Consider the following 26,348-nt stretch of genomic DNA (forward strand, 5'->3'; position numbering starts at 1 on the left):
AGATAATTTTATTCTGAATAAGGTACAACTTCGTAAGAAGCGTACGGATAATCTCCAATAATTTTGGATACAGGACAACGCTTTTCAGCTGCATCAATATAAATAGCTGCTTCATCGTTGGTCAATCCGTCAATGGCTGCGTATGCTTTCATTTCAAAAAAATGTTCTTTAGTATTTTCATCTTCACAATAATCAATGTGAACATCTACTCGACTCTTTTTCTTAATTCCTTTATTTTGTAAAAGAATTTCAATTGTGGAATTAAAACAAGTCGCCCAGGAAAGTCCGATCAGTTGTTCTGGATTTGTCCCTGCTTCAATACTCGTTGGACTGGATGTAACGACAGACAATTCATGATTTCCTTTAACATATGCGGCACCTTTTAGCCCTTGATCATTGACAACTTCGGTATGATAGATTCTTTTCATACACTTTAACCTCCTACTTTATTTTTTTCACATCAATTAATTATACATCTACTGAGCGCTTTTTTAAAATTCAAAGCATGTAAAGGTCGTTGTGTACTAAACTGCTACAATTTGTGATAAAATGGAGTCATCAAACGGATATAGAAAGGAATTTTTATGGAGACTATTACAAATTTCAGAGATCTAGGTGGCGTTAAAAACCGCGATGGTCAGGTGGTCGCTAAGAAAAAATTATTACGTTCAGGAGAGTTAACCCGCGTTTCACCACAAGACCAAAATGAGCTATTGGAAAACTACCGTTTAGGCAAAATCATTGATTTGCGTTCATCACAGGAAATTGAAGAACGTCCAGATGAAAATTTTAAAAATGCAGATTATGTTCATATTGATATTTTCAAAAACGTTGAGGGCCAAGGGACTGGGCTTAACGATTTTAAACAAATTTACTCCCCTGATGTAGCACGTAACTATATGCATGAAACCTACCGTACAATGGCCGTTAATCCTAGCGCACAAAGTGGTTTTCGAAAAATGCTTGAATCCGCGCTAAGTATCGATTCTGATAAAAGTTTTCTTTTCCACTGCTTTGCAGGAAAAGATCGCACGGGTATTTCAGCAGCATTATTGTTAGAAATCTTAAATGTCCCGAGAGAAATCATTTATAAAGATTATTTGAAAACTAACACAATGCGTGTCCAAGAAAATGACGAAGTAATCGCTCAAGCGATTAAAAACGGTACAGACAGTAGGACGGTTGAAGCCTTAAAAATCGCACTAACGGTCGATAGTTCTTACTTAGATACGTTCTACCAATTAATCAATGAAGAATTTGGCGGCATTGGTCACTACCTAACAGATGAATTGGAGATTACCTCTCCTATGCAAAAAGACTTACGCTCATTATACCTAGCTAGTAACAATTAGCTAATATTGGAGGGACATACATGACAGTCAAGCGTTTTGTCCAACTATTTATCTGTTATTTTATTTCCATGGCATTAGCCATTTTAATCACGCAAGCACTCCCAATTAACAATGTCTGGCTATTCATTACAATAGCTTCCTTGATGGGTTATCTTGTGCTGGTTATTCCTTTAACGATTCTTACCATCTTAAAAAATCGACCTTAAATTTTAAAAAAAGGAGCTGTGTCATAAGTAAAAACAAGTCAAAAATATCCGAACTATATTTAATGAGATTTGCTAATCGTTGTGGATTTGCGACGAGTAACCGCAGGAACAATCTCTCTAAAGTTCGGATATTTTATTATCAAATGGACTTATGTCACAGTTTTTTTCTTATTATTGTAGATCCAATACTTTTTCTACATAATGGGTCATTTGGTCTGCTGAAATTTTACTTTGATGTTTTACTTTAGCGTGTTCTAATTCTTTAATACCTGCAGGAATTGGTTTTTTAGCTAAGCGCTGCAATTTATCAATCGCTGCAAAGCCTTCAGCAACAGTATCTTCTTTTGTGATGGCTTGAAGAACCGCCTGCGGAAACTTATAAGGGCTAGCGGTCGAAAGAACAACAGTTGGTAATGCTGTGCCCTCTTCTACTTGATATTTTTCAGCCACACAACTAGCCACTGCTGTATGTGGATCGACGACATAATCTGCATCTTCATACATCTTACGAATGGTTTCTGCCGTTTCTTCTTCAGAAGCAAAATCAGCAAAAAAGTCTGTCAAACCTTGCTTCATTTCTGGTGTAATCGTATAAGTACCTTTTTCATTCAAACCGTCCATCAGTTGCTTGGTTTGTACAGTATCTTCTTTGGCTAAATAAAACAACAAACGTTCTAAGTTACTGGAAACTAAGATATCCATTGATGGAGAAGAAGTGACATAAAAAGGCCGGTTACGATCATAATTTCCTGTTTGGAAAAAGTCGGTTAACACATTATTTTGATTGGATGCACAAACCAAACGTCGGATTGGAAGTCCCATTTTTTTAGCATAAAACCCGGCTAGAATATCACCAAAGTTGCCAGTCGGAACAGAAACATTGATCTCTTCCCCACTCTTGATTCTCCCTGTTTTTATCAACCGGGTATAGGCATAGACATAATAAACGATTTGTGGGACTAAGCGTCCAATGTTAATGGAATTAGCAGAAGAGAATGCTTTATTATTTTGCGCCATTTTACTACGCAAGTTTTCATCATTAAAAAGTTGTTTCACTTTCGTTTGTGCATCGTCAAAGTTTCCTTCAATTGCAGCCACAAATGTATTTGCTCCTTTTTGAGTAACCATTTGCCTTTCTTGGATAGGACTGACACCATTTTCAGGATAAAAAACGACAATTTTAGTATTTTCTACATCTGCAAAACCTGCCATAGCGGATTTCCCAGTGTCTCCAGAGGTCGCTGTCAAAATGACAATCTCTTTATCCAGATTATTTTTTTGTGCCGCTTTTTTCATTAAGTGCGGTAAAATCGATAAAGCTAAATCTTTAAATGCTAAAGTTGGACCATGAAATAGCTCTAGATAATATTGACCGTCAGCTTTAACTAAAGGCGTAATTTTTGGGTCATCAAATTTTTGATCATAGGCTTGATTAATACAATCACGTAATTCATCTTGGGTAAAATCAGGTAAAAATAACTGCATGATTTGAGCAGCAATTTCTTGGTAGCTTTGCTCTGCTAGTTCAGCAAAATCTAAAACTGGCTTGGGAATTTCTGTAGGAACATATAAACCGCCATCCACCGCCAATCCTTGTAAAATAGCTTGTGAAGCTGAAACGACATTTTTAGGGTCTCTGGTACTTTTATAGAATAAGGCCATTCTCTGTGTCTCCTCTATCTTTTGTTTCTTTTTAATATACCATAAAGCTATTAAGTTAAACATATGTATTCTTATTTTTTAAGGTATGATATAGTAGAAAAAGAATAGAAGTTGGAGTGATGGGATTGTCAAATTTGAAAGAAAAAATCATCGCTGAGAGTAAACGTCTAGGTATCGATAAGATCGGTTTTACAACAGCTGAACCATTTGCTGAACTGAAAGAATCATTGGTTGCACAAAAAGCTGCCGGACATACTTCAGGTTTTGAACATCCTAATATTGATGAACGACTTTATCCTGAGCTAACCTTTGAAAATCCACAAAGTATTATCGCAATTGCTTTAGCTTACCCTACAAAAATTAATGAGAAAGTTCCCAGAGATGAAAAACGTGGACAATTCGCGCGGGCTTCTTGGGGGATTGATTATCATGATATTTTAAAAGATCGTTTAACGAAACTAATTCATTTTATTGAAGAAATAGCTGAGGATGAAAAGGAAACCGAAAACTGGCGTTTTGCTCCACAAGTTGATACCGGTGAACTAGTAGATGTAGCAGTAGCCCAACGAGCGGGCTTAGGTTTTATTGGGAGAAATGGTTTATTAATTACAGAAGAGTATGGTTCATTTGTTTATTTAGGTGAAATTATCACCAATATTCAATTTGAACCTGATGAGCCCAAACCTTTTGGCTGTGGTGATTGCACGCGCTGCATAACACATTGTCCTACAGGCGCGTTATTAGGCGATGGGAAGATGGATGCGCAAAAGTGCCTCTCCTATCAAACACAGACCAAAGGAATGATGCCTAAAAAATATCGGAAGCAAATCCATAATGTGATTTATGGGTGTGATATTTGCCAATTAGTTTGTCCCTATAACCAAGGCAAGGATTTCCACTTTCATGAAGAAATGGAACCATCGATTGATGAAGTACGCCCTAAGTTAGCACCCATGCTATCCATGTCTAATAAAGAATTTAAAAAACAATTTGGTCATTTAGCAGGTTTCTGGCGAGGTAAAAAACCTTTACAACGAAATGCCCTCATTGCTTTAGCAAACCTGGGCGGACGCGAAAGTCTAGTAAAGATTTGTAAGTGCCTTGAAGACCCTCGCCCAGTGATTCGTGGCACTGCAGTTTGGTCAATTGGCGAATTAACTAAAAAACATCCTGAACAAGCCATTGACCTGCTTTATGAATTGCAGGAGACAGAAACAGATGAAGAAGTTTTAACAGAACTAACAGAAACACTCACAATGCTAGAAACAAATAAAAAGAAGGCTTGAATATTAAGCCTTCTTTTTGACTGTTTTTATAAATAATCGCTGGAAAATAGGACTTAAAATGAGATAAAAACCGCCATTTCCTATAGCATGTAATAGATCAAAGGAAAGACCCGAAATATAATAAGGCCAGAACTGCGGCATGCCGTAAACTTTTACGTCAATAAAAGCAATGACAAATCCATATAAAAAGCCTGCAAAAACGCTGAAAGCTGCTTGCAATAATCGATTGTTCCTAAAGGTTGTTAGACGGCAAAGAAAACCCATTAAACAGATAATGATTCCAAAAGAAATAATTTGAGAAATCGTCCAGACGCCCATACCCAAATACATATTGGTGATCAGTACTGATAAAATATTGATTATAAGCCCTCGAAAAATGCCCAGTTGCAATGTGATAATCAAAAAAATCGCAGTCATCGGTTGAATATTAGGCAAAAATTGAAATAAAAGACGACCAACCGTACAAGTAGCAACGGTCATTGCCAGATAAGCTAATTCGTAAGTAGAAAAAAATGAGAAGGAATGGTTTTGTTTCATAATACGACTCTCCTAGTTATCTAAAAATTCAATTCGGAACTTGGCAAAATACATCGGATAATTGCGGCTTCTAACCCAAGCAAAGATACTGAAGATCAATGAACCTACCACATTGATCAATAAATCCCCCATTGTATCTTGTAAGGCCCGTTGACCAGCAAAAACCACCTCGCCGCTTCTATAACGTTGTAAATTCATATCCAAAAGCGTATCCCAGCTCCACTCCCAGAATTCCCAGAAAACACCACATATACCAGCAAAAGAAAATCCAAAAATTAGAAATAACCAAGGTGACAATTCTTCCAAACTTCTTCTTTTTAAAAACTCGCTTAAGATACCAAAACCGATCATAGTTAAAAGCATCGGACTTATCAGATGCAATAATTTATCCCATAAAGGAATGAGCGTCATAAAATGGAAGCAAGTTCCTAAAAAAATAGCCAACCAGATAAAAAACCAGAAAAAATAAACAATAAAATTAGCAAATTTTAAGTTGAACAGCTTGTTTAAAATCTCTGGCGCATAAATTAATAAAATACCTGCAGCACATTCAACAATTTTGGTAAAAGTTGCTGTATCAGAAGCAACACCCAAAAAATATTCTCCAATAACAAAAAGCAGCGTTAAAAAACCAAATAAAACCATCATCCGCTGCTTTTTTACATAGCTACTCATTAAAAGATCTTTCATTATTTACAAAATCATCTACACCATTTAGAAGATCTTCTTCTGAAGAGTAAATTTGACCATTCAATTTAACCAAACCTGCTGTATACAAATTCAAATAATGAAATTGATTTTCAGCAACCGTTGAAAGAGCGTCTAATTTTTGTTGGTTGTCGGCTCCTTGTTGGCGAGAATCTGTGTATAAGCCAAGTACAGGAATACGATGTGCATAAGCAACTCCAATTTCAGACGCTACCCCATTATCAATGGTAATCCCATCTAATAAAGCGATCATTAACTGGCTTTCCTCCACTTTTTCTGTATCCGCTAGAGCGATCATTTTACTGTCTGCAAATGCAGTTTTATCATTAATCGCACCATTTTCTTGTGGCATATAAATAATAAGTTCAGGATATTTTTCCCGGATTTTTTCAACTAAATAAGAATTATAAATTAAATCACTTTTAGCAAACATAGGTGCAGCAAAATAAACTTTCATGTTGATTCCTCCAATAAATTAATAACGATATCTGTCGACCATATCCACTTTATCAAATCCATTTAACAAATACTAGCAAAAATTAGTTCGGTACTTTAAGTGAATCTTACAAATCGCTTTTATTCTCTTAATTGGATTGGTATAATTAATAAGCTGAAGGAAAAGAAATGAGGAATGATTCCATGAATAATTTAGAAAAAATGAAACAGCGACAAAAAATGATCCGTAATTTTTCGATCATCGCTCATATCGATCACGGAAAATCCACTTTAGCCGATCGAATTTTAGAACAGACACATACAGTAACTTCAAGAGAAATGCAAAATCAATTACTGGATTCGATGGATTTGGAAAGAGAACGCGGGATCACCATCAAATTAAATACAGTTGAATTAAATTATACAGCCAAAGATGGCCAAACTTATATTTTTCATTTAATTGATACACCTGGACATGTCGATTTTTCTTATGAAGTTTCGCGCAGTTTGGCAGCTTGCGAAGGAGCGATTTTAGTTGTCGATGCAGCCCAAGGTATTGAAGCCCAGACCTTAGCTAACGTTTATCTAGCAGTTGATAACGATTTGGAGATTTTACCAGTCATTAATAAAGTTGATTTGCCAGCAGCAGATCCTGAACGTGTTCGACAAGAGATTGAAGATGTTATCGGCATTGATGCTAGCCAAGCAGTACTAGCTAGTGCAAAATCTGGTTTAGGCATTGAAGAAATTTTAGAACAAATTGTAGAAACAGTTCCTGCTCCAACTGGTGATATTAATGCTCCTTTGAAAGCATTAATCTTTGATTCCATTTACGATGTCTATCGCGGCGTTGTTTTAAGTATCCGTATCATTGATGGTGTCGTTCATCCAGGCGATAAGATTCAATTGATGAACACTGGTAAAATATTTGAAGTAACCGAAGTCGGTATTTTTTCACCCAAAGCCATTGCAAGTGATTATTTGATGGTTGGTGACGTTGGTTATTTGACAGCTGCTATCAAAACTGTTCAAGATACGCGTGTTGGTGATACAATCACCCTGGCAGATAACCCAGCTACAGAAGCACTGCCTGGTTATAAACAAAAAAATCCGATGGTCTTTTGTGGGATGTATCCAATCGACGCCTCTCGCTATAATGACTTACGCGAAGCGCTAGAAAGGTTACAATTAAATGATGCTGCTTTACAATTTGAAACTGAAACTTCACAGGCTTTAGGCTTTGGTTTTCGTTGCGGATTTCTAGGCATGCTTCATATGGATGTTGTACAAGAACGTCTAGAGCGTGAAGCTAATTTAGAATTGATCACGACTGCCCCTTCTGTGGTTTATCATGTTACTAAAACTGACGGTACAGAAGTTGATGTAGATAACCCAGCAGATTTCCCTGAAACGACTTATATCGAAAGCGTCGAAGAACCTTTTGTTAAAGCAGAAATCATGGTACCTAATGATTTTGTGGGACCTGTAATGGAGTTATGCCAAAGAAAACGCGGCGATTTTGTCACTATGGACTACTTAGATGACTATCGGGTAAACGTTGTCTATAACATCCCTCTTTCTGAAATTGTCTTTGATTTCTTCGATAAGTTGAAATCTAATACCAAGGGTTATGCTTCGTTAGATTATGAAATGTCAGGATATCGTACCAGCAATCTTGTAAAAATGGATATTTTGTTAAATGCCGAAAAAGTTGATGCACTAAGTTTTATCGTCCATCGCGAATTTGCTTATGAACGTGGGAAAGCCATCGTTGAAAAATTGAAAACTTTGATTCCACGCCAACAATATGAAGTTCCTATCCAAGCCACCATTGGTCAAAAAGTCGTTGCTCGTTCTGATATTAAAGCCTTACGTAAAAACGTGTTAGCTAAGTGTTACGGCGGCGATGTTACCCGTAAACGGAAACTATTAGAAAAACAAAAAGAAGGTAAAAAACGAATGAAACAAATTGGTTCCATCGAAGTACCGCAAGAAGCCTTCCTCGCTGTACTTAAAATGGACGATGAAAATTAAAAAAGTGTGGGAAAGTGAATATTTCGCTTTTCCGCGCTTTTTTTATTGAATCCATTTCGGTTAAAATACAAGTTTAAAAAAATGTTCGCTTTACTTTTCGAACGTTTGTTCTTATCATGGAATTATAAATAAATATTTAGGGAGGTAAAAAAGATGAGTACTCTACATGATTACGTTGATCGAAAAAGATTAAAATGGATGGGTTTTTATTTATCAGAACATACTGCACAAATGGTTCATACTTCTCTTGAAGAATATGCTGTTGTAGAAGAAAAAAACGATATGATTAGTCAAGAAATCACAGAGGTTATGGAAGAAGCTCTACTCAAAGATAAATCAGTTGCCATACAAACCAATGAACTCGTTAATCACAGCTATTTACCTGACGTTATTGGGAAAATAAAAGGTCACAATGAAGATGGCGTTTTTATTGATGAGACCTTTGTGGCTTATGATGCCATTAAACATATAGAATTTTATCAATATCACAAATGGTCCGAAATTGATTGAAGAAACGGCTCCTGGAAGTTTGTTACCTATTAAAGATAATAATCAACTACAGGACATAAGTCTGCCAAAGTTATGTTCTATTTTTACTGAAAGATAATTATAGCTTGAATTATCTATAATGCCACTGTTAGTTGCTTTTATTTAACTTTGAAAATAGTATACTTATTCTAAAGGAGGAGTATCGCTATGAGAATGAATGAAACACTAAAAAAATTACGAATTGCTCATAATCTTACTCAGGAAGGTATGGCTAAAAAGTTAGTAATTACTAGACAAGCAGTCAGCAGATGGGAAAACGGAGAAACTGAACCAAATGTCGAAACGCTTAAGCTAATTTCAAAAACTTTTAACATTTCGATTAATACTCTTTTAGACTCGCCTAGAGCACTCATCTGTCAAGTTTGCGGGATGCCTCTGGAAGAAGATGAATACATTAGTAAAGATAAGGATGGCCACTTCAATGAAGAGTTTTGCAAGTGGTGTTTTGTAAAAGGTACGCATCAGTATAATGAAGATAATTTTGAAGAACTTATTGACGAGTGCGTGAAAAATATGCTTCAAATCAATCCTGCCTATCAAGAAAGACAAGTACGAATGATGCTAGAAGAAAACCTTCCTAAACTTAAATACACTTTATGGACGACCTGGTGGACTTTGTATTTGAATTCCGTGACATCGGTGAGCCACTTCTCATTGGGCTTTTCGGCATGAAAATTTCGATTCAATCGATTGCTAGCGGTGTGAAAAGGCCGCAGAGCTCTTGTCGTGATACTGTTTCCTTGATGTTTAATGGTTGATTGAATTTGAAGTTCGCGACATAAGCGTAAGACGCGTTTATCGTTTACGACCAAGCCATAACATCGAGCTAGTTCATCCCGAATGCGACGATACCCCATCTCTTCGTGAGCCTCGTGAATTTCTCTGATTTTATTAGCTAATTGTTGATTGAATACTTCTTGCGGGCTTATCGGTCGATTTAACCAATGGTAATAAGCGGATCGTGCGACATGTAAATAAGCACACATTTTTTGAATAGGATATTGTTTCGTTTCGTGAAGTTCTTTGATCGCTTCATACTCAAAGACATGACGAACGAGCCCTAAAACCTCCTTTCGATCTCTTTGACTTTTTTTAACAAATCATTTTCCATCTCCAGCTCGCGCACTCGGCGTTCTAGTTGCGCCTTTTGGTCACGCTGTGCTTCTTCCTTTGTGCGGCTTGAGGCTGTGCCTGCTTGCTTTCCTCGTCGATCTTCTAATCCTTCTACACCCATCTCTTCGTACTTCAATGTCCAATGACGGGTTTGTTGATAAGAAACCTGGTATTTTTCCGCGATCATCGAATAAGCTTTATCATGAATCAGACAATCTTGCGCAATTTTTAGTCGCTCTTCTGTTGTGGTTTCCCGTGCTTTTCTCATGTTCTTCCGCTCACTTTCTGAATAGAAGTTTCCACGAGTATTGTACACCTTTATCCACTCTTGAAGAAGTTTATTATTCCTTAAATGATACTTTTTAACAATGGCTGTCATATTGCCTTTTCCTGCTAGATAGTCTTGGACAGCGGCTAGCTTCAGTTCTTGAGGATAATGAGCATTCTGTTGCCGAGGTTCTAAAGCAGCGGCACCGCCTGTTTTATAAAAGCTAACCCAGCGATCCATCGTACTAGAACCGACCCCAGCTTCTTTCGCTGCCCCTAAGCAACTGATTTCCTTGTTTATACAACGTTGAACGAAAGCCACTCTTTCCTCCAAGGTTAATTTCATTGTTCGTCGAGCCATAATAAACCTCCTCTCTAAGGTTTATTACATTTCGATGTCCGGTATAGGGGCAGCATATCAATCAGCTGTTCATTCCCCATGTTTGACTACTTTTTATCGATTCTTCTCTATTTTCTGCGACACTCTCCCCCGTCTTGTTCTGAGTGCCTATTTTATCTGACGTTTGAAGGGTATCTTATTATTTACAAGTTGTACATTTATCTTTTTTTAAATTATCATAAGAGGTGAATAAAATATAAGCTAACTTTTTATGATTATTTTTCCTTCATTGTTTCCTTTTTTTGTACTTTCGTTTATTATATTAGGAGACATCAGAAATAAAAAGGATTATTTAAGTGAGGTGCACATATTGCAAAAAATAAAAGTTGACTGGAATTATTGGCTTACACGTTTTTTATTTTTGATGGCCGTAATTATCGGTTTTAAATTGATTACTAATTATCAATTTGTTTTGAATAGTCTATCGAATTTATTAAGTACTTTGTCCCCTTTTATTATTGGTTTTATTTTTGCTTATCTTTTAAACGGGGCGCAAAAACGTTTAGAACGACTTTTTCAAAAAACTAAGTTATCTTTTATAGAAAAACATAGTCGTGGAATAAGTGTCTTGATTTTGTATGTAATTATTTTCTATTTATTCTTTTTGGCTTTAAACTATGTTATCCCATTGATGATTGATAATGTCATCGATTTACTTGGTTTACTTCCGCAATTTTATGATTATTTAGTAGATGTTATCGCAAGATTGGAATCTGAAGGTGTATTTGAATCTTTAAATTTAGATGACTTTTTACAAAGCTTGACCACCGATTTTTCACCTGAAAATCTGTTACGACAGTGGACACAGGCTCTTACTTCTTTAGGAGCCATTACTAGGAGCCTTTCATCTTTTGTATTTAACGGATTTTTAGCGTTGATTATCTCGATTTACGCTTTGGTATTCAAAGATTCAATTCTATTGTTTATCGATAAATTAGGTAAAAAGACTTTACCTGAAAAAATCTATCGAAACAGTAAGAAATGGTTGCAGGCAACGAATACCATCTTTTATAAATTTATCAGTTCACAATTCCTTGATGCTTGCATAATAGGTATTTCAGCCACTGTTATACTCTATCTGTTAAATGTACCCTTTGCATTAACCTTAGGAATTCTACTTGGAATATGTAATATGATCCCTTATTTTGGTTCAATCTTTGCTTCTATTGTAACCACAATTATTACCTTCTTTAGTGCTGGCTTCCAACTAGCTCTAACAACATTGATTGCATTGCTTATTTTACAGCAACTTGATGGAAATGTTATTGGACCACGGATCATGAGCGGTGCGTTAAATCTTAACCCTATTATTATTATTATATCAATAACAGTAGGCGGTGCTTACTTTGGCGTCTTAGGAATGTTTTTAGCTGTTCCAATTGCAGCCATTTTAAAAATTATCACAATAAACTGGCTAGATGATTCTGAAGAAAACGCGTAATGAATTTTACAAAAAAACATTCGGAAGTGGAGTTATTTAACTCACTTCCGAATGTTTTTTATTCATCTTCCATTGGCTCGTTTTGAAATACTAAATGATTGTCGAGCAATTCGATGATTACTTTTGTTTTTGGCATAACGCGCCCGGAAACAATTTCTTTAGCTAATGGCGTTTCTACTTCTCGTGTAATAAAACGACGTAAGGGTCTAGCACCATAAGCCGGTTCGTAAGCATTTTGTGCAATCCAGTCTTTCGCTTCATCCGATATTTCCAAGAAGATTTCTTGTTGCACTAAACGTTGTGATAATTCATTAATTATTTTTTCGACAATACCTTTCATATCTTCCACATTTAATGGTGTAAATAGAATTGTATCATCCACACGGTTAAGAAATTCTGGTTTGAACTCTGCTTTTAGCATGTTCATCACTTGCTCTTTGGCCGTTGTTGAGATTACGCCTTCATCGGAGACACCATCAAGTAAAACTTGTGAACCAATATTACTGGTCATAATTAAAACAGTATTTTTGAAGTTGACTACGCGTCCTTTAGAATCGGTCAAACGACCATCGTCTAATACTTGTAATAAGATATTAAAAACGTCAGGATGAGCTTTTTCAATTTCATCTAATAAAATAATTGTATAGGGATTCCGCCGCACAGCTTCGGTGAGTTGTCCGCCTTCTTCATAACCTACGTATCCAGGAGGAGAACCAACCAAACGTGACACTGTATGTTTTTCCATGTACTCACTCATATCGAGACGTACCATATGATCTTCTGAATCAAAAAGATTTTCTGCTAAGGCTTTGGCTAGTTCAGTTTTCCCTACACCAGTGGGACCTAAAAATAAGAATGATCCTAACGGTCGATCAGGATTTTGTAACCCAGCACGTGAACGAATAACCGCATCACTTACCGCATTGACAGCTTCATCTTGACCAATAACGCGTTCATGCAGAGTGTCATTTAAATGAAGCAATTTTTCTCGCTCGCCTTCAACTAATTTCGTTACAGGTATCCCGGTCAATCGTCCTACAACGACTGCAATTTCATTAGCAGTAACTGATTCTTGCACCATTTTTAGTACCGTTTGGTCATCTTTTTCTTCTAATTCTTTTAGTTCTTTTTCCAATTGCGGTACAGTTCCGTGTCTTAGGACAGCTGCTCGTTCTAAATCATAATTATTTTCCGCATCTTCTAATTCATGTTTGGCTTTATCAATTTCAGCTCGCTTGTTAGAAACAGCGTTAACTTCTTCTTTTTCTGTTTCCCATTGTAGCTTCATCGAGTTGGTTTCTTCACGCAGTTCTGCAAGCTCTTCTTGTAATGATTCTAACCTTTTCTTAGAAGCATCATCGGTTTCTTTTTTCAGAGCCGCTTCTTCAATTTCTAGTTGCATTAAACGTCTCGTTACTTGGTCCAATTCAGTCGGCATGGAGTTCATTTCAACCCGAATATTAGCACAAGCCTCGTCGATCAGATCAATGGCCTTATCTGGCAAGTAGCGATCGGTAATATAACGGTCAGATAATGTGGCCGCAGCAACTAAAGCATTATCATGAATGTTTACACCATGATGGATTTCAAAACGTTCTTTTAACCCGCGCAAAATGGAAATTGTATCTTCCACAGTGGGTTCTTGGACGATAACCTTTTGGAATCGTCGTTCTAAGGCTTTATCTGTTTCCATATTTTCTCGGTACTCATCTAGAGTTGTTGCCCCAATTGTATGCAATTCTCCCCGAGCTAACATCGGTTTTAACAAGTTACCGGCATCCATACTGCCTTCTGTTTTACCAGCACCCACAATATTATGAATTTCATCGATAAATAAAATAATCCGACCATCGGCCTTTTTTACTTCTTTTAAAACTGATTTTAATCGTTCTTCAAATTCACCACGATATTTCGCGCCAGCAATTAAAGCACCCATGTCTAGTGAAAAGACAGTCTTATCTTTTAAGTTTTCTGGAACGTCTTTTTTTACAATACGTTGTGCTAGTCCTTCGACAATGGCGGTTTTCCCTACCCCGGGTTCACCAATCAATACAGGGTTGTTTTTTGTTTTACGTGATAAAATCCGAATCACATCACGAATCTCTTCATCACGTCCGATAATCGGGTCCATCTCACCTTTTTTGACTTCTTGGACTAAATCGACTCCGTATTTTTCCAACGCTTCATATTGTTCTTCTTGATTTTGAGACGTCACACGATCTCCTTGGCGCATATTTTCAATTGCTTGTCGAACTTGTTTTTCATTGATTCCTTGATTTTTCAAGAATTTTGTCAATCGATAATTTTCTAACTTCATTAACGCCAGCAAAACAATTTCAGTAGACAGAAATTCATCTTTAAAGTCTTCAGCTAATTGATCCGCTTCATTTAATAGATGATATAAATTTTGACTCATATTTTGTCCATATTGAACATTTCCACCCTCAACACTTGGTAGCGCATCGATTGTTTGGTCCACTTCCCGTTCAAAAGCTGTAAGGTCAATACCTAAATCCTTATAAAAATTTCTAGCAAATTGATTTGGTTGTAAAAATATCTTCCATAAATGAGCAATGTCAATTTCTTGTTGTTTTCTTGTTACAGCAACTTGCTGTGCCTGGGCAATCGCACTTTGTAAAGTTGTTGTCATTTTTTCAATATTCATTTGTTTTCCCCCAATCAGGTAACATTGAGATGTTTATCTCCAATAACTAGTATACCTTGTTGGTCAAAATTGGTCAAAGAATAACTATTGGAAGTATTAACTTTTTTCTTACAAAAAACGCACAAAACAACCGAAAATTGTTTTATGCGACGATAAAAACTAAGGTTCTGAGATCTCTTCAATCCCATCTGTAACTACTTTTCTACGTTCTCTAAGAAACACCAGAAAACCTAATAAAAACGGCAGGACAAAACTAGCAAAACGATACAAAAGTAAGGAAGATACTGCTTCAACGGTTCCCGTTACAGGTTGAAACATAAACAAATAAACAAATTCAAAAGAACCAACCCCAGCTGGAGACGGGATAACGCCGGATAAAACTAAAGTAAAACTGATTAAGGCAAAAGCTAAGAAAAAACTGATATTATTCGTCTCTTCTTGGAAGCAAACAAAAGGAATTACATACCATGCACCTACTTTTAATAGGTTAAATAAATAGATTTTGAGGATCGTAGCCTTATCATCTAAAACTGATTGCATGGCTTGGTGTAAAGCATTGATCTGCAAATTTAGTTGATCAATATAGCTGCGCAATTTTTTATTACGAACGAATCGATTACAAAACAGTAACACAGCTACTTGTAAATTTAAACTCAGTGACAATACAACTAAAGTAATGATGAGTAAAGAAGTTAACACGATTCCTACTAAAATCAAACCAATCATTTGTGGTCGTTGATTCAACATCGAAGCAAAATAAAAAATTAAATTTGCCACAGCGTAAGTGACAATTGCTGATTTGTACATCACCATATGCAATGCCGAAGCGCCCACACCTTGGCTAATTTTGATTCCCTTTTTCTTATAAAAGCCAATTTCAGCAAGTAAGGTGCCCACGCCAAAGGTAATAATTCGATAAAAAGCAATATAAAAGGAAGTCATCATACCATCAAAAACTGTAAAATTAGCAGAAAATCCACGCACAGTTTCCTTAATACCACAACCTTCAAAAAATTGATGCAATAGACCTAAAAAGAGGACACTAAATAAAATAGTGAGATCTGTTTCTTTTAATTCTATAAAAATATCGCGCATCGAATTTTGGATAAAATAATACATGATTCCCAAAATAATGAGAAGCAAAACTAGGTTCAGTACAATTTTCCATTTTGCATTCTTTTTCATCAATTTCTCCTTACTTTAACGAACAATTCAGCAAAATTGATAGAAAACAAGAAGAGAAAGCCGCTTTTTTACTTTCTCTTCTTATATTTATTCTGCATTTAATTCAGCAATTTTTACGATTAGTGCGGCTGCTTTTTCCATTGTTTGCAATGAAACATATTCAAAGCGTCCATGCATATTTTCTGCACCTGCAAAAATATTGGGCGTTGGAATCCCCATATAAGAAATCTTGGAACCATCTGTTCCGCCACGTACAGGTTCAATAATAGGATCAATCGCTAAATCAAGCATAGCATTCTTAGCTAATTCAACGATGCTCATATCTTTTTCAATGATCTCTTTCATATTGTAATATTGATCATACATGTTCACAAATACGCGTTGCTGATCAAATTGTTCATTCAACGTTTTTTGTACATCGGAAATTTTGGCCTTTCGATTTTCAAATTTTTGATGATCATGATCACGAATAATGTATGACATTTGTGCTTCTTCAGGATTACCGTTTAAATTCATTAAATGAAAGAATCCTTGGATGCCTTCCGTTTTCTCGGGCACTTCATCTTGAGGTAACTGATTTTGAAAATCAATAGCCACTTGTAAGGCGTTAATCATCGTATCTTTAGCTGTACCTGGGTGCACATTTTTCCCTTTAATGGTAACTTCTGCTTGAGCTGCATTGAAAGTTTCATATTCCAACTCACCCAGGGGGCCACCGTCCATTGTATAAGCAAAATCAACATTAAAATCTTCTACATCAAATTGATCTGCGCCAATTCCAATTTCTTCATCTGGACCAAAAGCTACCTTAATGTCGCCATGTGAAATATCTGAGTTATTTACCAAAATTTCCATAGCTGACATAATTTCAGCAACTCCTGCTTTGTCATCAGCTCCTAAAAGCGTAGAACCATCTGTTGTAATCAAGGTTTGTCCTTGGTAATTTTTCAAGTTAGGAAAATCATTAGGGTTTAAAGTATAATTACCTTCTTCGTCCAATTGAATTTCAGAAACTCCATCATAATTTTCAATCACTTGAGGTTGTACGTTTTCTGCATTGAAATCAGCTGTATCCATATGAGCAATAAAACCAATACTAGGAACTTGCTTTTCAATGTTACTTGGCAAAGTCGCGCTAACATAACCATTAGTGGCATTGTAGTGCACATCAGCTAATCCTAGCTCTTCCAACTCTTGTTTTAGTACATTAGCAAAAGCAATCTGCGATTCAGTTGATGGTGTCGTATTGCTTTCAGGGTTCGAGCGAGTTTCTGTTTTGACATAACGCAAAAAGCGCGGTAGTAAATTTTCGTACATATGTTATTCTCCCTTATCTAAACTGGAATGGATTGGTATTAACCTCAGAAGGAATAAAATCAACAGTCCATCCTTCTTCTTTTTTCCATTCTTCCATTTTTTCTATAAATTTGTTCACACAAACTACTTCAATATTATGCCCCGGATCAATTACCGTCAAGCCATTAGATTGCATGTCATGAGCGGTGTGATAATAAACATCTCCCGTAATATAGACGTCTGCATCTTTTTTAAGGGCATTTGAATAGAATTTTCCGCCAGAGCCCCCACAGATTGCCACAGTTTGCACTGTTTTTTTTGCTTCCTTTGGTTGAATTAAACGCAATCCATCAAGCTGAAAAGCTGTTTTGACTTTTTGTACAAAGTCTTCTACTGCAACCGGTGCCTCTAATCGTCCAACTCGGCCCAGCCCCAATGACTGTGGTGAATTATCTAGAGGTAAAATGTCATAAGCAGGCTCTTCATATGGATGAATTTGATACATGACTTGGAGCACTTTTTCTTGGATCGTTTCAGGAAAAATCACTTCAATTCGCGCTTCTTGAACTTGTTCTTCCCGATTACTAGAACCAATCGTTGGACGAGCATTTTCATTAGGGGTAAAACGTCCTGTTCCTATCATCGAATAACTAGTATTACGATAATTCCCTTGCGTACCAGCACCTGCCTCGCCTAAAGCCTGCCGCATTTTTTGACTATAATCCATAGGAACATACACTGCTAATTTTTTGAAACGTACTTCATGCGTCTTGACTAGATAGTCACAGACATTGACATCCAACATTTCACAGAACCAATCGTTTAAACCGCCCCATATAATATCCATATTCGTATGAGCAGCATAAACCGCAATATCATTTTTTAATAAATCAGTATACATCTTAATTTGCGGATCATCTGAAACTAATCGATCAATTGGACGGAAAATGGGCGGGTGTTTAGTGACAATTAAATCAATCCCTTTGGCGATCGCTTCTTCGACCACTTCTGGCCGCACATCCAAAGTCATCATTACCCGCGTAATTTGTTTGTTTAAAGTTCCTAGGTGCAAACCGCAAGGGTCCCCTTCTTCAGCTAACCAAAGAGGACAAAACGATTCAAATTTTGCGATAAATTCTTTTGCATTAAGACTCATGCCAGTACCTCCTTGATCCATGCGACTTCTTTATTTATCTCTGCGATTTTAGCTTCAGGTCGCTCATAAGCTTTTTGTAAATTATTTAGTATTTTTTGTTTCGTCTGTAACTCTTTTTGCCATTTTTCTTGAAAAATAGACGATTTTTTCTGCATTAAAATAGGACCAAAATATAATTCCTTCATCGTATAACTATCGCTTTTTTGATAATCAGCGACAATTATTTCATAGAATTTTCCTTGATCTTTAACCAGTTGCTCATCATAAATTTTATAGTGGTTTCTTGTTAGCCAATGGCGTAGTTCTTGTTCATGGTTATTAGGTTGTAAAATTAGTCGCTCTCGAGTAGATAAAAAACCGTCCGCCTGTCCATTTGTCAAAATGTCACTGGTTAACAGCCCACCCATACCAGCAATCGTGATCGTATCGATACGATCTTCTGGCTGGATAGTCGCTAAACCGTCTGCCAAACGAGGGATAATTTTTTCTGTGTAACCATACTTTTTAATCTGGGCGATAGCTGCTTTTAAGGGCCCTGGAGCAACTTCTCCAGCAATGGCATAACTTATCTTTCCTGTTGCTACTAAATAGACAGGTAAATAAGCATGATCAGAACCAATATCTGCCAAGCGGGCTTGTTCTGGAACGAACGAGGCAACTTGGGCTAATCGATTAGATAGTATATGGTTGTTCAAATTTTTTGATCCTTTCCTGAAAATTACAGAGCACTGCAAAAATAAAAGTTCCCTTTTACTCATCGCAGCGCTCCATATTTTTAACTATTCCGGCGATTTCTGCCGGTCATTTCAATTTCTTGTGTCAAATAACGAATCCGTTCTAACAAACGTTTTGCTTTGAGTGGTTCTTCTTCACCGCGTTGAGTGACCGATAAATGTTGTTCTAATTCACTCATTGTAAAATTCGAACTAAAAAAAGTAGGCAATTGTTCTTGCATTCGGTATTGCAAGATTACGCCAAAAATATCATCACGAATCCAACTACTCATAGCATCTGCGCCAATATCATCTAGCATCAAAATGGAAGCACTTTTGACCGCATCCAACTTTTCTCCAACTTCATCCTTTTTAATGGATTGCTTCATATCCACCGCAAACGATGGAAAATGTAACAGTGTTGAAGTATAGCCAGCTTCAGCTAAGTCTCTAGCGATTGCACCTAATAAATAAGTTTTTCCTACGCCGAAACTTCCTACTAAATAAAGCCCCTTATGAAAAGTTTTAGGTGCATCCTTGTAAGCATTAATAAAATCGATCGCACCCATAAACGCTTTCCCGCGTCCAGTAGTTCCTTCATAATTTGACATACGAGCTTCTTGAATATCTTTAGGCATATTCAGTGCTTGAATACGATTGCGAATCTCATCTTGTTCCTGTTTAGCTACTAATTCCTCGGTTGGGATATAAGTAACATCTACCGAGTGAAAGTTCAGCATTAATTGTGGTTCATAACCAGGAGCAATCATAGTGGGATCATTTAACTCGAATTTTCGTTTTTCTTGGACAAATTCATATAGTTTCGCATAACTACGCTCAATATCATCTTCTGATAATTCATTTTTATGCTCATTTAAGAAGTTTTGCACATCTTGGTCTTTTAATACTTCAGCCATCATTTCTGAAAAACGCGTTCGATAGTTTTTCTGGTTCATTAGTTTATTTAAATTCTTTCCAATATCTTCCATTAACTTTCACCTTCTTTGCGTTTCAGATAATCCTGAAGTTTTTTATTGATTTCTTCTTGGACCGCTGGATCTTCAACTTCTTCGGTGGGTTTATCGACCCAATCCGGTAATGTTTCTTTACGAATAGGCTGTTGCTTTCTTGATGAAGAATTTGATTTTTTAGTCGGTTTATTTTTAGCTTCTTTTACCAAATCGCGCACATGTTTGATCGCTTGTTCAGGACTATTGAGTTCTAACTCTGACCAATTTGTTGCAATTTGGTTAACAAAATTTGCTTGTAAAGAGCTATTTTTTTTAATAACCAGTATATAATGAACCAGTACATTAATGACGCTATTAGGCAAAGGGCTACGTTCTACTAATGTTTTCAACAGCCAAGTTTCTTGATCTGCTACATAACTATGCTTTTCATTTTTAATTGCTTGTAAAAAGTCCATCGGTGCTGTACTCTGTGCAATCTTAATCAGTTGAATATCATTTTCAGAAAACCCAGTTTGCCGTAAAGTGTTGAAGCGACGAACTTCTTCATCCGACTGGTCATCATAAACAGCTTGTGGTTTTTCTTTCTTCGCAGCGGCTTGCTGTTGTTGTCTAATTGTCTTATCTAAGTCTTTTCGATTGACCATTCCATCAGCTAAAGAAACCGCCTCAGTCATTAATTCGACTAATTTCATTTCATCAAAGCCAAATAAATTAGCATATAAGGTTAACTGTTGTTTGAAAGTTTCATCAAAGTTTTCCTTAGCAATAAATTTTCGTTGTGCCAATTCATACAAAAAATCCCAATCAATCTGACGTTCATCTAATTGCATTTTGTTGTTACTAGCTACTTGATACTCATTTGAAACTTTTTCTAGATTTTGTGCATTACGGCTAAATAAACGTTCGTCTAAAGCGCCGTATACTTCACGAAAATTGCTAGTAATCTCTTGATAGTCTGATAAGTCAGGCTTTTCTGGTTGAAAACGACGAACCATTTGTCGAAATTTACGTTCACCCACAGTGTTTAATAGTAAAAAGCTATAGGTTTCATCTCGGAAAAAAGCTTCTGGATGGATCGGTTCTTCTAAGCGATACAAAAACATCTCACCAAATTCTGGATCTTCTTTTGCAAATACCGACAATAATCCCATACCTTCTAATTGTTTACGAGCCTGTAAAAAGTCAGGCAACCCAATATTTAAAGCATCGAGCATGTCAATATGAGCAAATTCATTTTCATATTGATCTTCTTTGTCACCTAAAAAACCGTAATATAAGGCTAGTGCTTTTTGGCCAATAATGGGCTGGTAAAGATAAACTAACCCATTATTCCCTTCTTCAGTCAGAGGAAAGCTTTTAGTCACTTGATAAATATGATTTGGTTGTACTTCATCCCAAGCGCTATACAAAAGAGTCCCTCCTTTTTTCTATTCTTTTGAATCGTTAGCTTTACCTACAATATCTTCTAATTCTTTTAAAAACACAGACATATCTTTGAATTGACGATATACGCTGGCAAATCGAATATAAGCAATTTCATCTACATCTTTCAAATCTTCCATGACGTATTCACCAATCAAATTAGAAGAAATTTCATTTTCTCCCATTTCACGAATACGACTTTCAACATGATCTACAATTTGTTCCATTTGTTCCATTGCGACAGGTCGTTTCTCAGCTGAACGGATTAGACCGCGCAATATTTTTTCTCGGTTAAATTCTTCCCGAGCGCCGTTCTTTTTAATGACTAGAAGCGGTGCTTCTTCAATCCGTTCAAATGTTGTAAAACGATACCCGCAATTTTCACATTCTCTTCTTCTTCTAATGGCTCGGCCATCATCGGTTTGACGACTATCAATAACACGTGAGTTATTGTGATGACATTTTGGACAATGCATATTTTTCACCTCATTTATGTTTATTTCGCTAAGAGTTACATTTGTTTTTATAAAATTCTTAATTGAATTATAACATGAAACCTTCTTATTCTAATAGTTTAAGGACAAAAAAACTCTAGAATCGACTAGAGTTTTAAGGTTTTATAGAAATTGATTCTCTTTTAACCAAGAAACTACCTGTTGCTGAGTAGATAAAAGGTCTTTCTGGTTATCAAAAACGATATCTGCTCGTTCTTTCTTTTCTTCAATTGGAAGTTGGCTGGCGATTTTTTGTTGGGCTTCTTTTTTTGTTATCTGGTCTCGTTTAATTAACCGCTCTTGCTGAATTCTTTCGGGAATATATACCACGGCTACTTGGTCTACAACTTTATCATACCCAGCTTCATAAAGCAAAGGGATATCAGCAATTACCAGAGGAGTAACCCTTGCTTTTTTTTCAATTTGATAAGTAATAGCTTCTTGTAAAAAAGGTGCGAGTAGCTGATCAAGTGTTTTTCTTGTTTTTGCATCAGCAAAAACAAGTTGTCCTAGTTTTTTACGATCTAAAGAATTATCTTCTTGCAGTACTTCTTTGCCAAAAGTCGCCACAATTTTTTTCAAACCAGGCGTACCAGGTTCAACTACTTCTCTTGCGATAACGTCTGCATCAACTACAGGAAAACCATATTGCTTAAAAATATCAACGACTCCACTTTTGCCTGTAGCAATTCCGCCAGTAACCCCAAGGATGAAACTCATGATTGTTTCCTCCTTTTCAACTTCTGGCAGTGCGGACAAAAATGCGTGCCTCTTTGTGCTACCTTTATTTTAACGATAGGCGTTTTGCATCTGGGACATGGTTCAGCTGTCTTAGCATACACGTTTAATTCCATTTGAAAAGAACCCGCCTCACCTAGTGCATTTTTATAAGTTCGGATTGTCGTTCCGCCAACCTTGACGGCTTTTGTCAAAACTTCGATAATTGCTTGGTGGAGACGTTTAATTTCTGTTTTATTCAACGTTCGCGCTGGTTGCTGTGGATGAATCTTAGCCAGCCATAAAGCTTCGTCAGTATAAATATTGCCCAATCCTGCTACGACTTTTTGATTTAATAATAAAGGTTTGATTAAAGAAGATGAGCATTGCAATTTTTCTACAAAATCCCCTAAAAGAAACTCTTCAATTATTGGTTCTGGCCCCAGCTGTTGGATGCCTTTATAAAGCACCCCCTGCCCCGTTGCAACTAAAGTCATACGGCCAAATTTTCGTACATCATTGTAATGCAATTGACTACCATCTGAGAATTTAAAAATTACATGGGTATGCTTATCCGGTTGCGGATTATTTTTTTCGGAAAAATACTCATACTTTCCTTCCATACGTAAATGAGAAATCAAATCAAAATCGGTCAGTTTAAAAAGTAGGAACTTTCCTCTGCGAGTAATCGTTTCAATACGCTGGCCAACTAATTCTTGGCAAAATTCATCAACTGTCGGGAATTCGATAATTCTAGGCCATCTGACGACAACTTCTGCGATGGTCTTATCTTGGACCAGACGGACAAGCCCTTTTCTAACTGTTTCTACTTCGGGTAATTCCGGCAACTGTTTTCACCTCTTTATTTTGCATCATACCAAGTTTTTCCCCAACTACTTTCGGTGATTAACGGTACATCCAATTTGACCGCTGTTTCCATAACTTCTTTTACCAGTTTATCTAATGTTTCTAATTCATTTTGTGGAACTTCAAAGACCAATTCATCATGCACTTGTAAAAGCATCGCTGCCTCTAATTGTTTTTCTTTCAAACGTTTATCTAATTCGATCATAGCAATTTTTAAAATATCAGCTGCACTACCTTGGATAGGTGAATTAATTGCTGTTCGTTCCGCGAATGTCCGCAGATTAAAATTACTTGAATTAATGTTTTCAAGATAACGACGACGATGGTAAAGCGTCTCAGCATAACCTTTTTCTTTTGCTTGGGAAACAGATTCATTCATATATTTTTTCACACCAGGATAGCGTTCAAAATAAGTGTCAATATAATTTTGTGCCTCTTTGCGGGAAATACCTAAGTTTTGTGATAAACCATAATCGGATATTCCATAAACAATTCCGAAGTTTACCGCTTTTGCTTGTCGCCGTATGTTAGGTGTCACGTCTTCTGGTTTTTCAATATCAAATACTCGCATCGCTGTACTGGCATGGATATCCTGATTTTCATTAAAAGCCTCTTGTAAGTGCTCGTCTTGTGAAACATGGGCAAGTACCCGTAACTCAATTTGCGAATAGTCAGAAGAATAAATCAACCAGTCTTTTTTCCTAGGCACAAAAGCTTCTCGAATTTTCCGTCCTTCTTCTAAACGAATAGGGATATTTTGTAAGTTCGGGTCAACAGAACTTAGCCGTCCGGTTTGTGTTAAAGTTTGTAAATAACGAGTATGAACTTTCCCGTCTGAAAGAATGACTTTTAATAACCCTTCAACATAGGTCGATTGAATCTTAGCAATTTGTCGATATTTTAAGATATTTTCAACAATTGGGGCTTTATCTTTTAACTGTTCTAAGACGTCAACAGCCGTCGAATACCCGGTTTTCGTTTTTTTAATCACCGGCAAATTCATTTTTTCAAATAGAATATGTCCCAGTTGTTTAGGAGAGTTGATGTTGAATTTTTCTCCAGCTTGGTCAAAAATTTTTTCTTCAATTTCATGTAATCTTTGAGCAAATTCGTCTTTCATTTCATTTAAACGTTGTGCATCTACTGTAATACCAGTCATTTCCATCTCAGCTAAAATCGAAGAAATGGGCGCCTCCAAATTTTCATATAAATCCATTTGGTTTTTATCTTTAAGTTCATCTTGTAGCTTCGGTGTAAGCCATTGAATGGCTTTGATTTTCCGTGCTAGGTGAGCAAAAAACACTTCCTCATCATCAGGCAGTCCTTTTTTAGCACCCTTGCCGTAAACTGCCACATCAGGTTGAATATCATGATAGTCATAATGAGCACATATTCCTGCGATATCATCGGAATTATCGGTAGTATCTAATAAATAAGCGGCTACTAATACATCAAAAGAAAAACCCTTAGGTAGTCCACTGTATCGGTTTAATGCGACCTGTGTTCTTTTGGCATTATATACTCTTTTTCCATTATTCTTATCCATTAACCAATTTTGAAATGCTTTATTTTCAAAAATTTTATCACTATTTGAGACGAAAATTTTCTTATCATCGCCCCACGCGACACCTACAATATCCTCTACATGGTAATTTTCACCTAACATTTCAACATATAAAGCCATGTCATCTGTAAACATTTCTTTTGTAGGTTCTTCAACCGTTTTAAATAAAATATCGTCCATCTGATTGTCTTCTTCATCAACATCTAGTTTTTCTAAAAACGAGCGGAAGTTCATCTCTTTATAAAAAGGAACTAATTTTTCTAAATCATTTCCTTCATACTTCAAGGAATCAATGGAGACGTCAATTGGTGCAGAAGTATTGATTGTTGCTAATTTCTTCGAAAGAAGAGCTGTATCTTTATCGTGAATAAGGTTTTCTTTCATCTTGCTTTGTTTCATCTGATCAATATTTTGATAAACGCCTTCAACAGAACCGTATTCATTCAATAGTTTAATTGCAGTTTTATCGCCAATTTTGGTTACACCGGGGATATTATCAGAAGCATCTCCTGCTAAACCTTTCATATCGATAATTTGTTTAGGCTTTAAGCCGTCATATTTTTCAGCGATATGTTCAGGTGTATAATCTTCTGTATCACTAACGCCTTTGATTGTAATCGCAACCTTTACATCGTCAGTAGCCAATTGAGTTAAATCACGATCCCCAGTAAGAACGGTCACATCAAATTTGTCTTTATCTACTTGATTAGCTAATGTACCAATAATGTCATCTGCTTCATAGTTTTTTAGTTCATAATAAGAAATCCCTAAGCCGTTAATTAACTCACGAATATAAGGAAGCTGTTCATTCAACTCGCCTGGAGTTTTAGCACGGCCTCCTTTATATTCTTCATACATTTCATTACGAAATGTTGTTTTACCTGCATCAAAAGCGACTAATACGTGAGTAGGTTTTTCTTTTTCCATCACATTTTCAAACATTAAATTAAAAGCATAAATTGCGTTTGTATGAAGTCCACTAGGATTTTTAAAACGCTCCAATGAACTATGTAAGGCATAGAATGCACGAAATGCTACACTATTGCCATCTACCAGTAATAATTTATTTTTTGTCATTTTCTTGTCTCCTCACACAGATTCTATGATCCCATTTTAACAAAGTATAAACACGAAAGCGATCATTTGTATTTTTTTCAAATTTAAAACTAATTGCGGTATTACTCCTAAAGAACTCATTACTAAAAATACCAGCAAATTCAGTAATGAATGAGCTCATAAATTAGACTAGCCAGCGCTAACTCAAGAAAAACGTTCCGAATCAACTGGTAATCTTACCAATCTCAATCG

At 36.3% G+C, this 26,348-nt stretch carries 24 protein-coding genes and 1 pseudogene; 7 read left to right on the plus strand and 18 right to left on the minus strand.

Annotated elements, in window-relative coordinates:
* Positions 1 to 8: 8 nt before the first annotated feature.
* The gene (locus tag C7K43_RS03665; protein ID WP_124005616.1) at positions 9 to 428 is read right to left on the minus strand and encodes an OsmC family protein; all 420 of its coding nucleotides are present in this window, start codon (positions 426 to 428) and stop codon (positions 9 to 11) included.
* A 156-nt stretch (positions 429 to 584) separates the two neighbouring features.
* Between C7K43_RS03665 and C7K43_RS03670 the strand changes: the two genes are divergently transcribed.
* Together C7K43_RS03670 and C7K43_RS03675 are read left to right on the plus strand one after the other, a co-directional pair.
* Complete coding sequence (locus C7K43_RS03670; protein WP_124005617.1) at positions 585 to 1,352, plus strand: tyrosine-protein phosphatase; 768 nt, start codon at positions 585 to 587, stop codon at positions 1,350 to 1,352.
* Positions 1,353 to 1,372: 20 nt separating this feature from the next.
* Positions 1,373 to 1,558: a hypothetical protein gene (locus tag C7K43_RS03675; protein WP_124005618.1), complete on the plus strand. Its 186-nt coding sequence runs from the start codon at positions 1,373 to 1,375 to the stop codon at positions 1,556 to 1,558.
* Between the two features lie 171 nt (positions 1,559 to 1,729).
* Here the strand turns inward: C7K43_RS03675 and thrC are convergent, their stop codons facing one another.
* Entirely contained in the window at positions 1,730 to 3,220 is a 1,491-nt protein-coding gene (gene thrC, locus C7K43_RS03680; protein ID WP_124005619.1) for a threonine synthase, read from the minus strand.
* Positions 3,221 to 3,345: 125 nt separating this feature from the next.
* On the opposite strand from thrC, the gene queG reads away from it, so the two are divergent.
* Entirely contained in the window at positions 3,346 to 4,506 is a 1,161-nt protein-coding gene (gene queG, locus C7K43_RS03685; protein WP_124005620.1) for a tRNA epoxyqueuosine(34) reductase QueG, read from the plus strand.
* A gap of 3 nt (positions 4,507 to 4,509) precedes the next feature.
* Here queG and C7K43_RS03690 read toward each other — a convergent pair whose 3' ends face one another.
* Genes C7K43_RS03690 through C7K43_RS03700 form a run of 3 tightly spaced genes read right to left on the minus strand, consistent with a single transcriptional unit; the run spans position 4,510 to position 6,208 of the window.
* Positions 4,510 to 5,043 carry an ECF transporter S component gene (locus C7K43_RS03690; protein WP_124005621.1) on the minus strand — a complete coding sequence of 178 codons (534 nt, stop codon included), beginning with the start codon at positions 5,041 to 5,043 and terminating at the stop codon, positions 4,510 to 4,512.
* A gap of 12 nt (positions 5,044 to 5,055) precedes the next feature.
* A complete protein-coding gene (locus C7K43_RS03695; protein ID WP_226996729.1) occupies positions 5,056 to 5,733 on the minus strand; it encodes a DUF2238 domain-containing protein in 678 nt (225 codons plus the stop codon).
* Positions 5,711 to 6,208 (minus strand): nucleoside 2-deoxyribosyltransferase, encoded by a 498-nt coding sequence (locus C7K43_RS03700; protein WP_124005623.1) that lies wholly within the window; start codon positions 6,206 to 6,208, stop codon positions 5,711 to 5,713. The genes C7K43_RS03695 and C7K43_RS03700 overlap by 23 nt, the downstream gene beginning before the upstream one ends.
* A 182-nt stretch (positions 6,209 to 6,390) precedes the next feature.
* On the opposite strand from C7K43_RS03700, the gene lepA reads away from it, so the two are divergent.
* The 3 genes from lepA to C7K43_RS03715 all read left to right on the plus strand — a co-directional run bounded on the left by lepA (position 6,391) and on the right by C7K43_RS03715 (position 9,441).
* The gene (gene lepA, locus C7K43_RS03705; protein WP_124005624.1) at positions 6,391 to 8,220 is read left to right on the plus strand and encodes a translation elongation factor 4; all 1,830 of its coding nucleotides are present in this window, start codon (positions 6,391 to 6,393) and stop codon (positions 8,218 to 8,220) included.
* Positions 8,221 to 8,373: 153 nt separating this feature from the next.
* Positions 8,374 to 8,730: a hypothetical protein gene (locus C7K43_RS03710; protein ID WP_124005625.1), complete on the plus strand. Its 357-nt coding sequence runs from the start codon at positions 8,374 to 8,376 to the stop codon at positions 8,728 to 8,730.
* Positions 8,731 to 8,916: 186 nt separating this feature from the next.
* Complete coding sequence (locus tag C7K43_RS03715) at positions 8,917 to 9,441, plus strand: helix-turn-helix domain-containing protein (RefSeq protein WP_124005626.1); 525 nt, start codon at positions 8,917 to 8,919, stop codon at positions 9,439 to 9,441.
* Between the two features lie 83 nt (positions 9,442 to 9,524).
* Here the strand turns inward: C7K43_RS03715 and C7K43_RS13735 are convergent.
* Positions 9,525 to 9,755: pseudogene (locus tag C7K43_RS13735) on the minus strand (IS3 family transposase); the annotation flags it as partial.
* 74 nt (positions 9,756 to 9,829) lie between these two features.
* Complete coding sequence (locus C7K43_RS03725) at positions 9,830 to 10,510, minus strand: helix-turn-helix domain-containing protein (protein WP_124005628.1); 681 nt, start codon at positions 10,508 to 10,510, stop codon at positions 9,830 to 9,832.
* A 349-nt stretch (positions 10,511 to 10,859) separates the two neighbouring features.
* Here C7K43_RS03725 and C7K43_RS03730 point away from each other — a divergent pair, with 349 nt between their 5' ends.
* Complete coding sequence (locus C7K43_RS03730; protein WP_124005629.1) at positions 10,860 to 11,990, plus strand: AI-2E family transporter; 1,131 nt, start codon at positions 10,860 to 10,862, stop codon at positions 11,988 to 11,990.
* Between the two features lie 58 nt (positions 11,991 to 12,048).
* On the opposite strand, the gene clpB is transcribed toward C7K43_RS03730, so the two are convergent.
* The 11 genes from clpB to polA form a co-directional block, all read right to left on the minus strand.
* Positions 12,049 to 14,655: an ATP-dependent chaperone ClpB gene (clpB, locus tag C7K43_RS03735; RefSeq protein WP_124005630.1), complete on the minus strand. Its 2,607-nt coding sequence runs from the start codon at positions 14,653 to 14,655 to the stop codon at positions 12,049 to 12,051.
* A 159-nt stretch (positions 14,656 to 14,814) separates the two neighbouring features.
* Entirely contained in the window at positions 14,815 to 15,840 is a 1,026-nt protein-coding gene (locus C7K43_RS03740) for a lysylphosphatidylglycerol synthase transmembrane domain-containing protein (RefSeq protein ID WP_124005631.1), read from the minus strand.
* A gap of 87 nt (positions 15,841 to 15,927) precedes the next feature.
* Positions 15,928 to 17,157, minus strand: coding sequence for a peptidase T (pepT, locus tag C7K43_RS03745; protein WP_124005632.1), 1,230 nt, complete (start codon positions 17,155 to 17,157; stop codon positions 15,928 to 15,930).
* A 13-nt stretch (positions 17,158 to 17,170) separates the two neighbouring features.
* Positions 17,171 to 18,292, minus strand: a complete 1,122-nt coding sequence (locus C7K43_RS03750) for a Nif3-like dinuclear metal center hexameric protein (RefSeq protein ID WP_124005633.1) — start codon at positions 18,290 to 18,292, stop codon at positions 17,171 to 17,173.
* Positions 18,289 to 18,987, minus strand: coding sequence for a tRNA (adenine(22)-N(1))-methyltransferase (locus C7K43_RS03755; RefSeq protein WP_124005634.1), 699 nt, complete (start codon positions 18,985 to 18,987; stop codon positions 18,289 to 18,291). The genes C7K43_RS03750 and C7K43_RS03755 overlap by 4 nt, the downstream gene beginning before the upstream one ends.
* 80 nt (positions 18,988 to 19,067) lie before the next feature.
* Entirely contained in the window at positions 19,068 to 19,994 is a 927-nt protein-coding gene (gene dnaI / locus C7K43_RS03760) for a primosomal protein DnaI (protein WP_124005635.1), read from the minus strand.
* On the minus strand, positions 19,994 to 21,385 hold the full coding sequence (locus C7K43_RS03765; protein ID WP_124005636.1) for a replication initiation and membrane attachment family protein: 1,392 nt from the start codon (positions 21,383 to 21,385) through the stop codon (positions 19,994 to 19,996). The genes dnaI and C7K43_RS03765 overlap by 1 nt, the downstream gene beginning before the upstream one ends.
* An 18-nt stretch (positions 21,386 to 21,403) precedes the next feature.
* Complete coding sequence (gene nrdR / locus C7K43_RS03770) at positions 21,404 to 21,874, minus strand: transcriptional regulator NrdR (protein ID WP_124005637.1); 471 nt, start codon at positions 21,872 to 21,874, stop codon at positions 21,404 to 21,406.
* 141 nt (positions 21,875 to 22,015) lie between these two features.
* A complete protein-coding gene (coaE, locus tag C7K43_RS03775; RefSeq protein WP_124005638.1) occupies positions 22,016 to 22,612 on the minus strand; it encodes a dephospho-CoA kinase in 597 nt (198 codons plus the stop codon).
* Positions 22,609 to 23,457 carry a DNA-formamidopyrimidine glycosylase gene (mutM, locus tag C7K43_RS03780; protein WP_124005639.1) on the minus strand — a complete coding sequence of 283 codons (849 nt, stop codon included), beginning with the start codon at positions 23,455 to 23,457 and terminating at the stop codon, positions 22,609 to 22,611. Before mutM ends, coaE begins: the two co-directional genes overlap by 4 nt.
* Before the next feature lie 14 nt (positions 23,458 to 23,471).
* Positions 23,472 to 26,117 carry a DNA polymerase I gene (gene polA, locus C7K43_RS03785; protein ID WP_124005640.1) on the minus strand — a complete coding sequence of 882 codons (2,646 nt, stop codon included), beginning with the start codon at positions 26,115 to 26,117 and terminating at the stop codon, positions 23,472 to 23,474.
* Positions 26,118 to 26,348 lie beyond the last annotated feature (231 nt).

Source organism: Tetragenococcus koreensis (assembly GCF_003795145.1).
GTDB lineage: Bacteria > Bacillota > Bacilli > Lactobacillales > Enterococcaceae > Tetragenococcus > Tetragenococcus koreensis.

Coding starts and splice junctions, on each gene's coding strand:
- C7K43_RS03665 (WP_124005616.1), bottom strand. CDS start 428: ATGAAAAGAATCTATCATACCGAAGTTGTCAATGATCAAGGGCTAAAA.
- C7K43_RS03670 (WP_124005617.1), top strand. CDS start 585: ATGGAGACTATTACAAATTTCAGAGATCTAGGTGGCGTTAAAAACCGC.
- C7K43_RS03675 (WP_124005618.1), top strand. CDS start 1,373: ATGACAGTCAAGCGTTTTGTCCAACTATTTATCTGTTATTTTATTTCC.
- thrC (WP_124005619.1), bottom strand. CDS start 3,220: ATGGCCTTATTCTATAAAAGTACCAGAGACCCTAAAAATGTCGTTTCA.
- C7K43_RS03690 (WP_124005621.1), bottom strand. CDS start 5,043: ATGAAACAAAACCATTCCTTCTCATTTTTTTCTACTTACGAATTAGCT.
- C7K43_RS03695 (WP_226996729.1), bottom strand. CDS start 5,733: ATGAAAGATCTTTTAATGAGTAGCTATGTAAAAAAGCAGCGGATGATG.
- C7K43_RS03700 (WP_124005623.1), bottom strand. CDS start 6,208: ATGAAAGTTTATTTTGCTGCACCTATGTTTGCTAAAAGTGATTTAATT.
- lepA (WP_124005624.1), top strand. CDS start 6,391: ATGAATAATTTAGAAAAAATGAAACAGCGACAAAAAATGATCCGTAAT.
- C7K43_RS03710 (WP_124005625.1), top strand. CDS start 8,374: ATGAGTACTCTACATGATTACGTTGATCGAAAAAGATTAAAATGGATG.
- C7K43_RS03715 (WP_124005626.1), top strand. CDS start 8,917: ATGAGAATGAATGAAACACTAAAAAAATTACGAATTGCTCATAATCTT.
- C7K43_RS03725 (WP_124005628.1), bottom strand. CDS start 10,510: ATGGCTCGACGAACAATGAAATTAACCTTGGAGGAAAGAGTGGCTTTC.
- clpB (WP_124005630.1), bottom strand. CDS start 14,655: ATGAATATTGAAAAAATGACAACAACTTTACAAAGTGCGATTGCCCAG.
- C7K43_RS03740 (WP_124005631.1), bottom strand. CDS start 15,840: ATGAAAAAGAATGCAAAATGGAAAATTGTACTGAACCTAGTTTTGCTT.
- pepT (WP_124005632.1), bottom strand. CDS start 17,157: ATGTACGAAAATTTACTACCGCGCTTTTTGCGTTATGTCAAAACAGAA.
- C7K43_RS03750 (WP_124005633.1), bottom strand. CDS start 18,292: ATGAGTCTTAATGCAAAAGAATTTATCGCAAAATTTGAATCGTTTTGT.
- dnaI (WP_124005635.1), bottom strand. CDS start 19,994: ATGGAAGATATTGGAAAGAATTTAAATAAACTAATGAACCAGAAAAAC.
- nrdR (WP_124005637.1), bottom strand. CDS start 21,874: ATGCATTGTCCAAAATGTCATCACAATAACTCACGTGTTATTGATAGT.
- coaE (WP_124005638.1), bottom strand. CDS start 22,612: ATGAGTTTCATCCTTGGGGTTACTGGCGGAATTGCTACAGGCAAAAGT.
- polA (WP_124005640.1), bottom strand. CDS start 26,117: ATGACAAAAAATAAATTATTACTGGTAGATGGCAATAGTGTAGCATTT.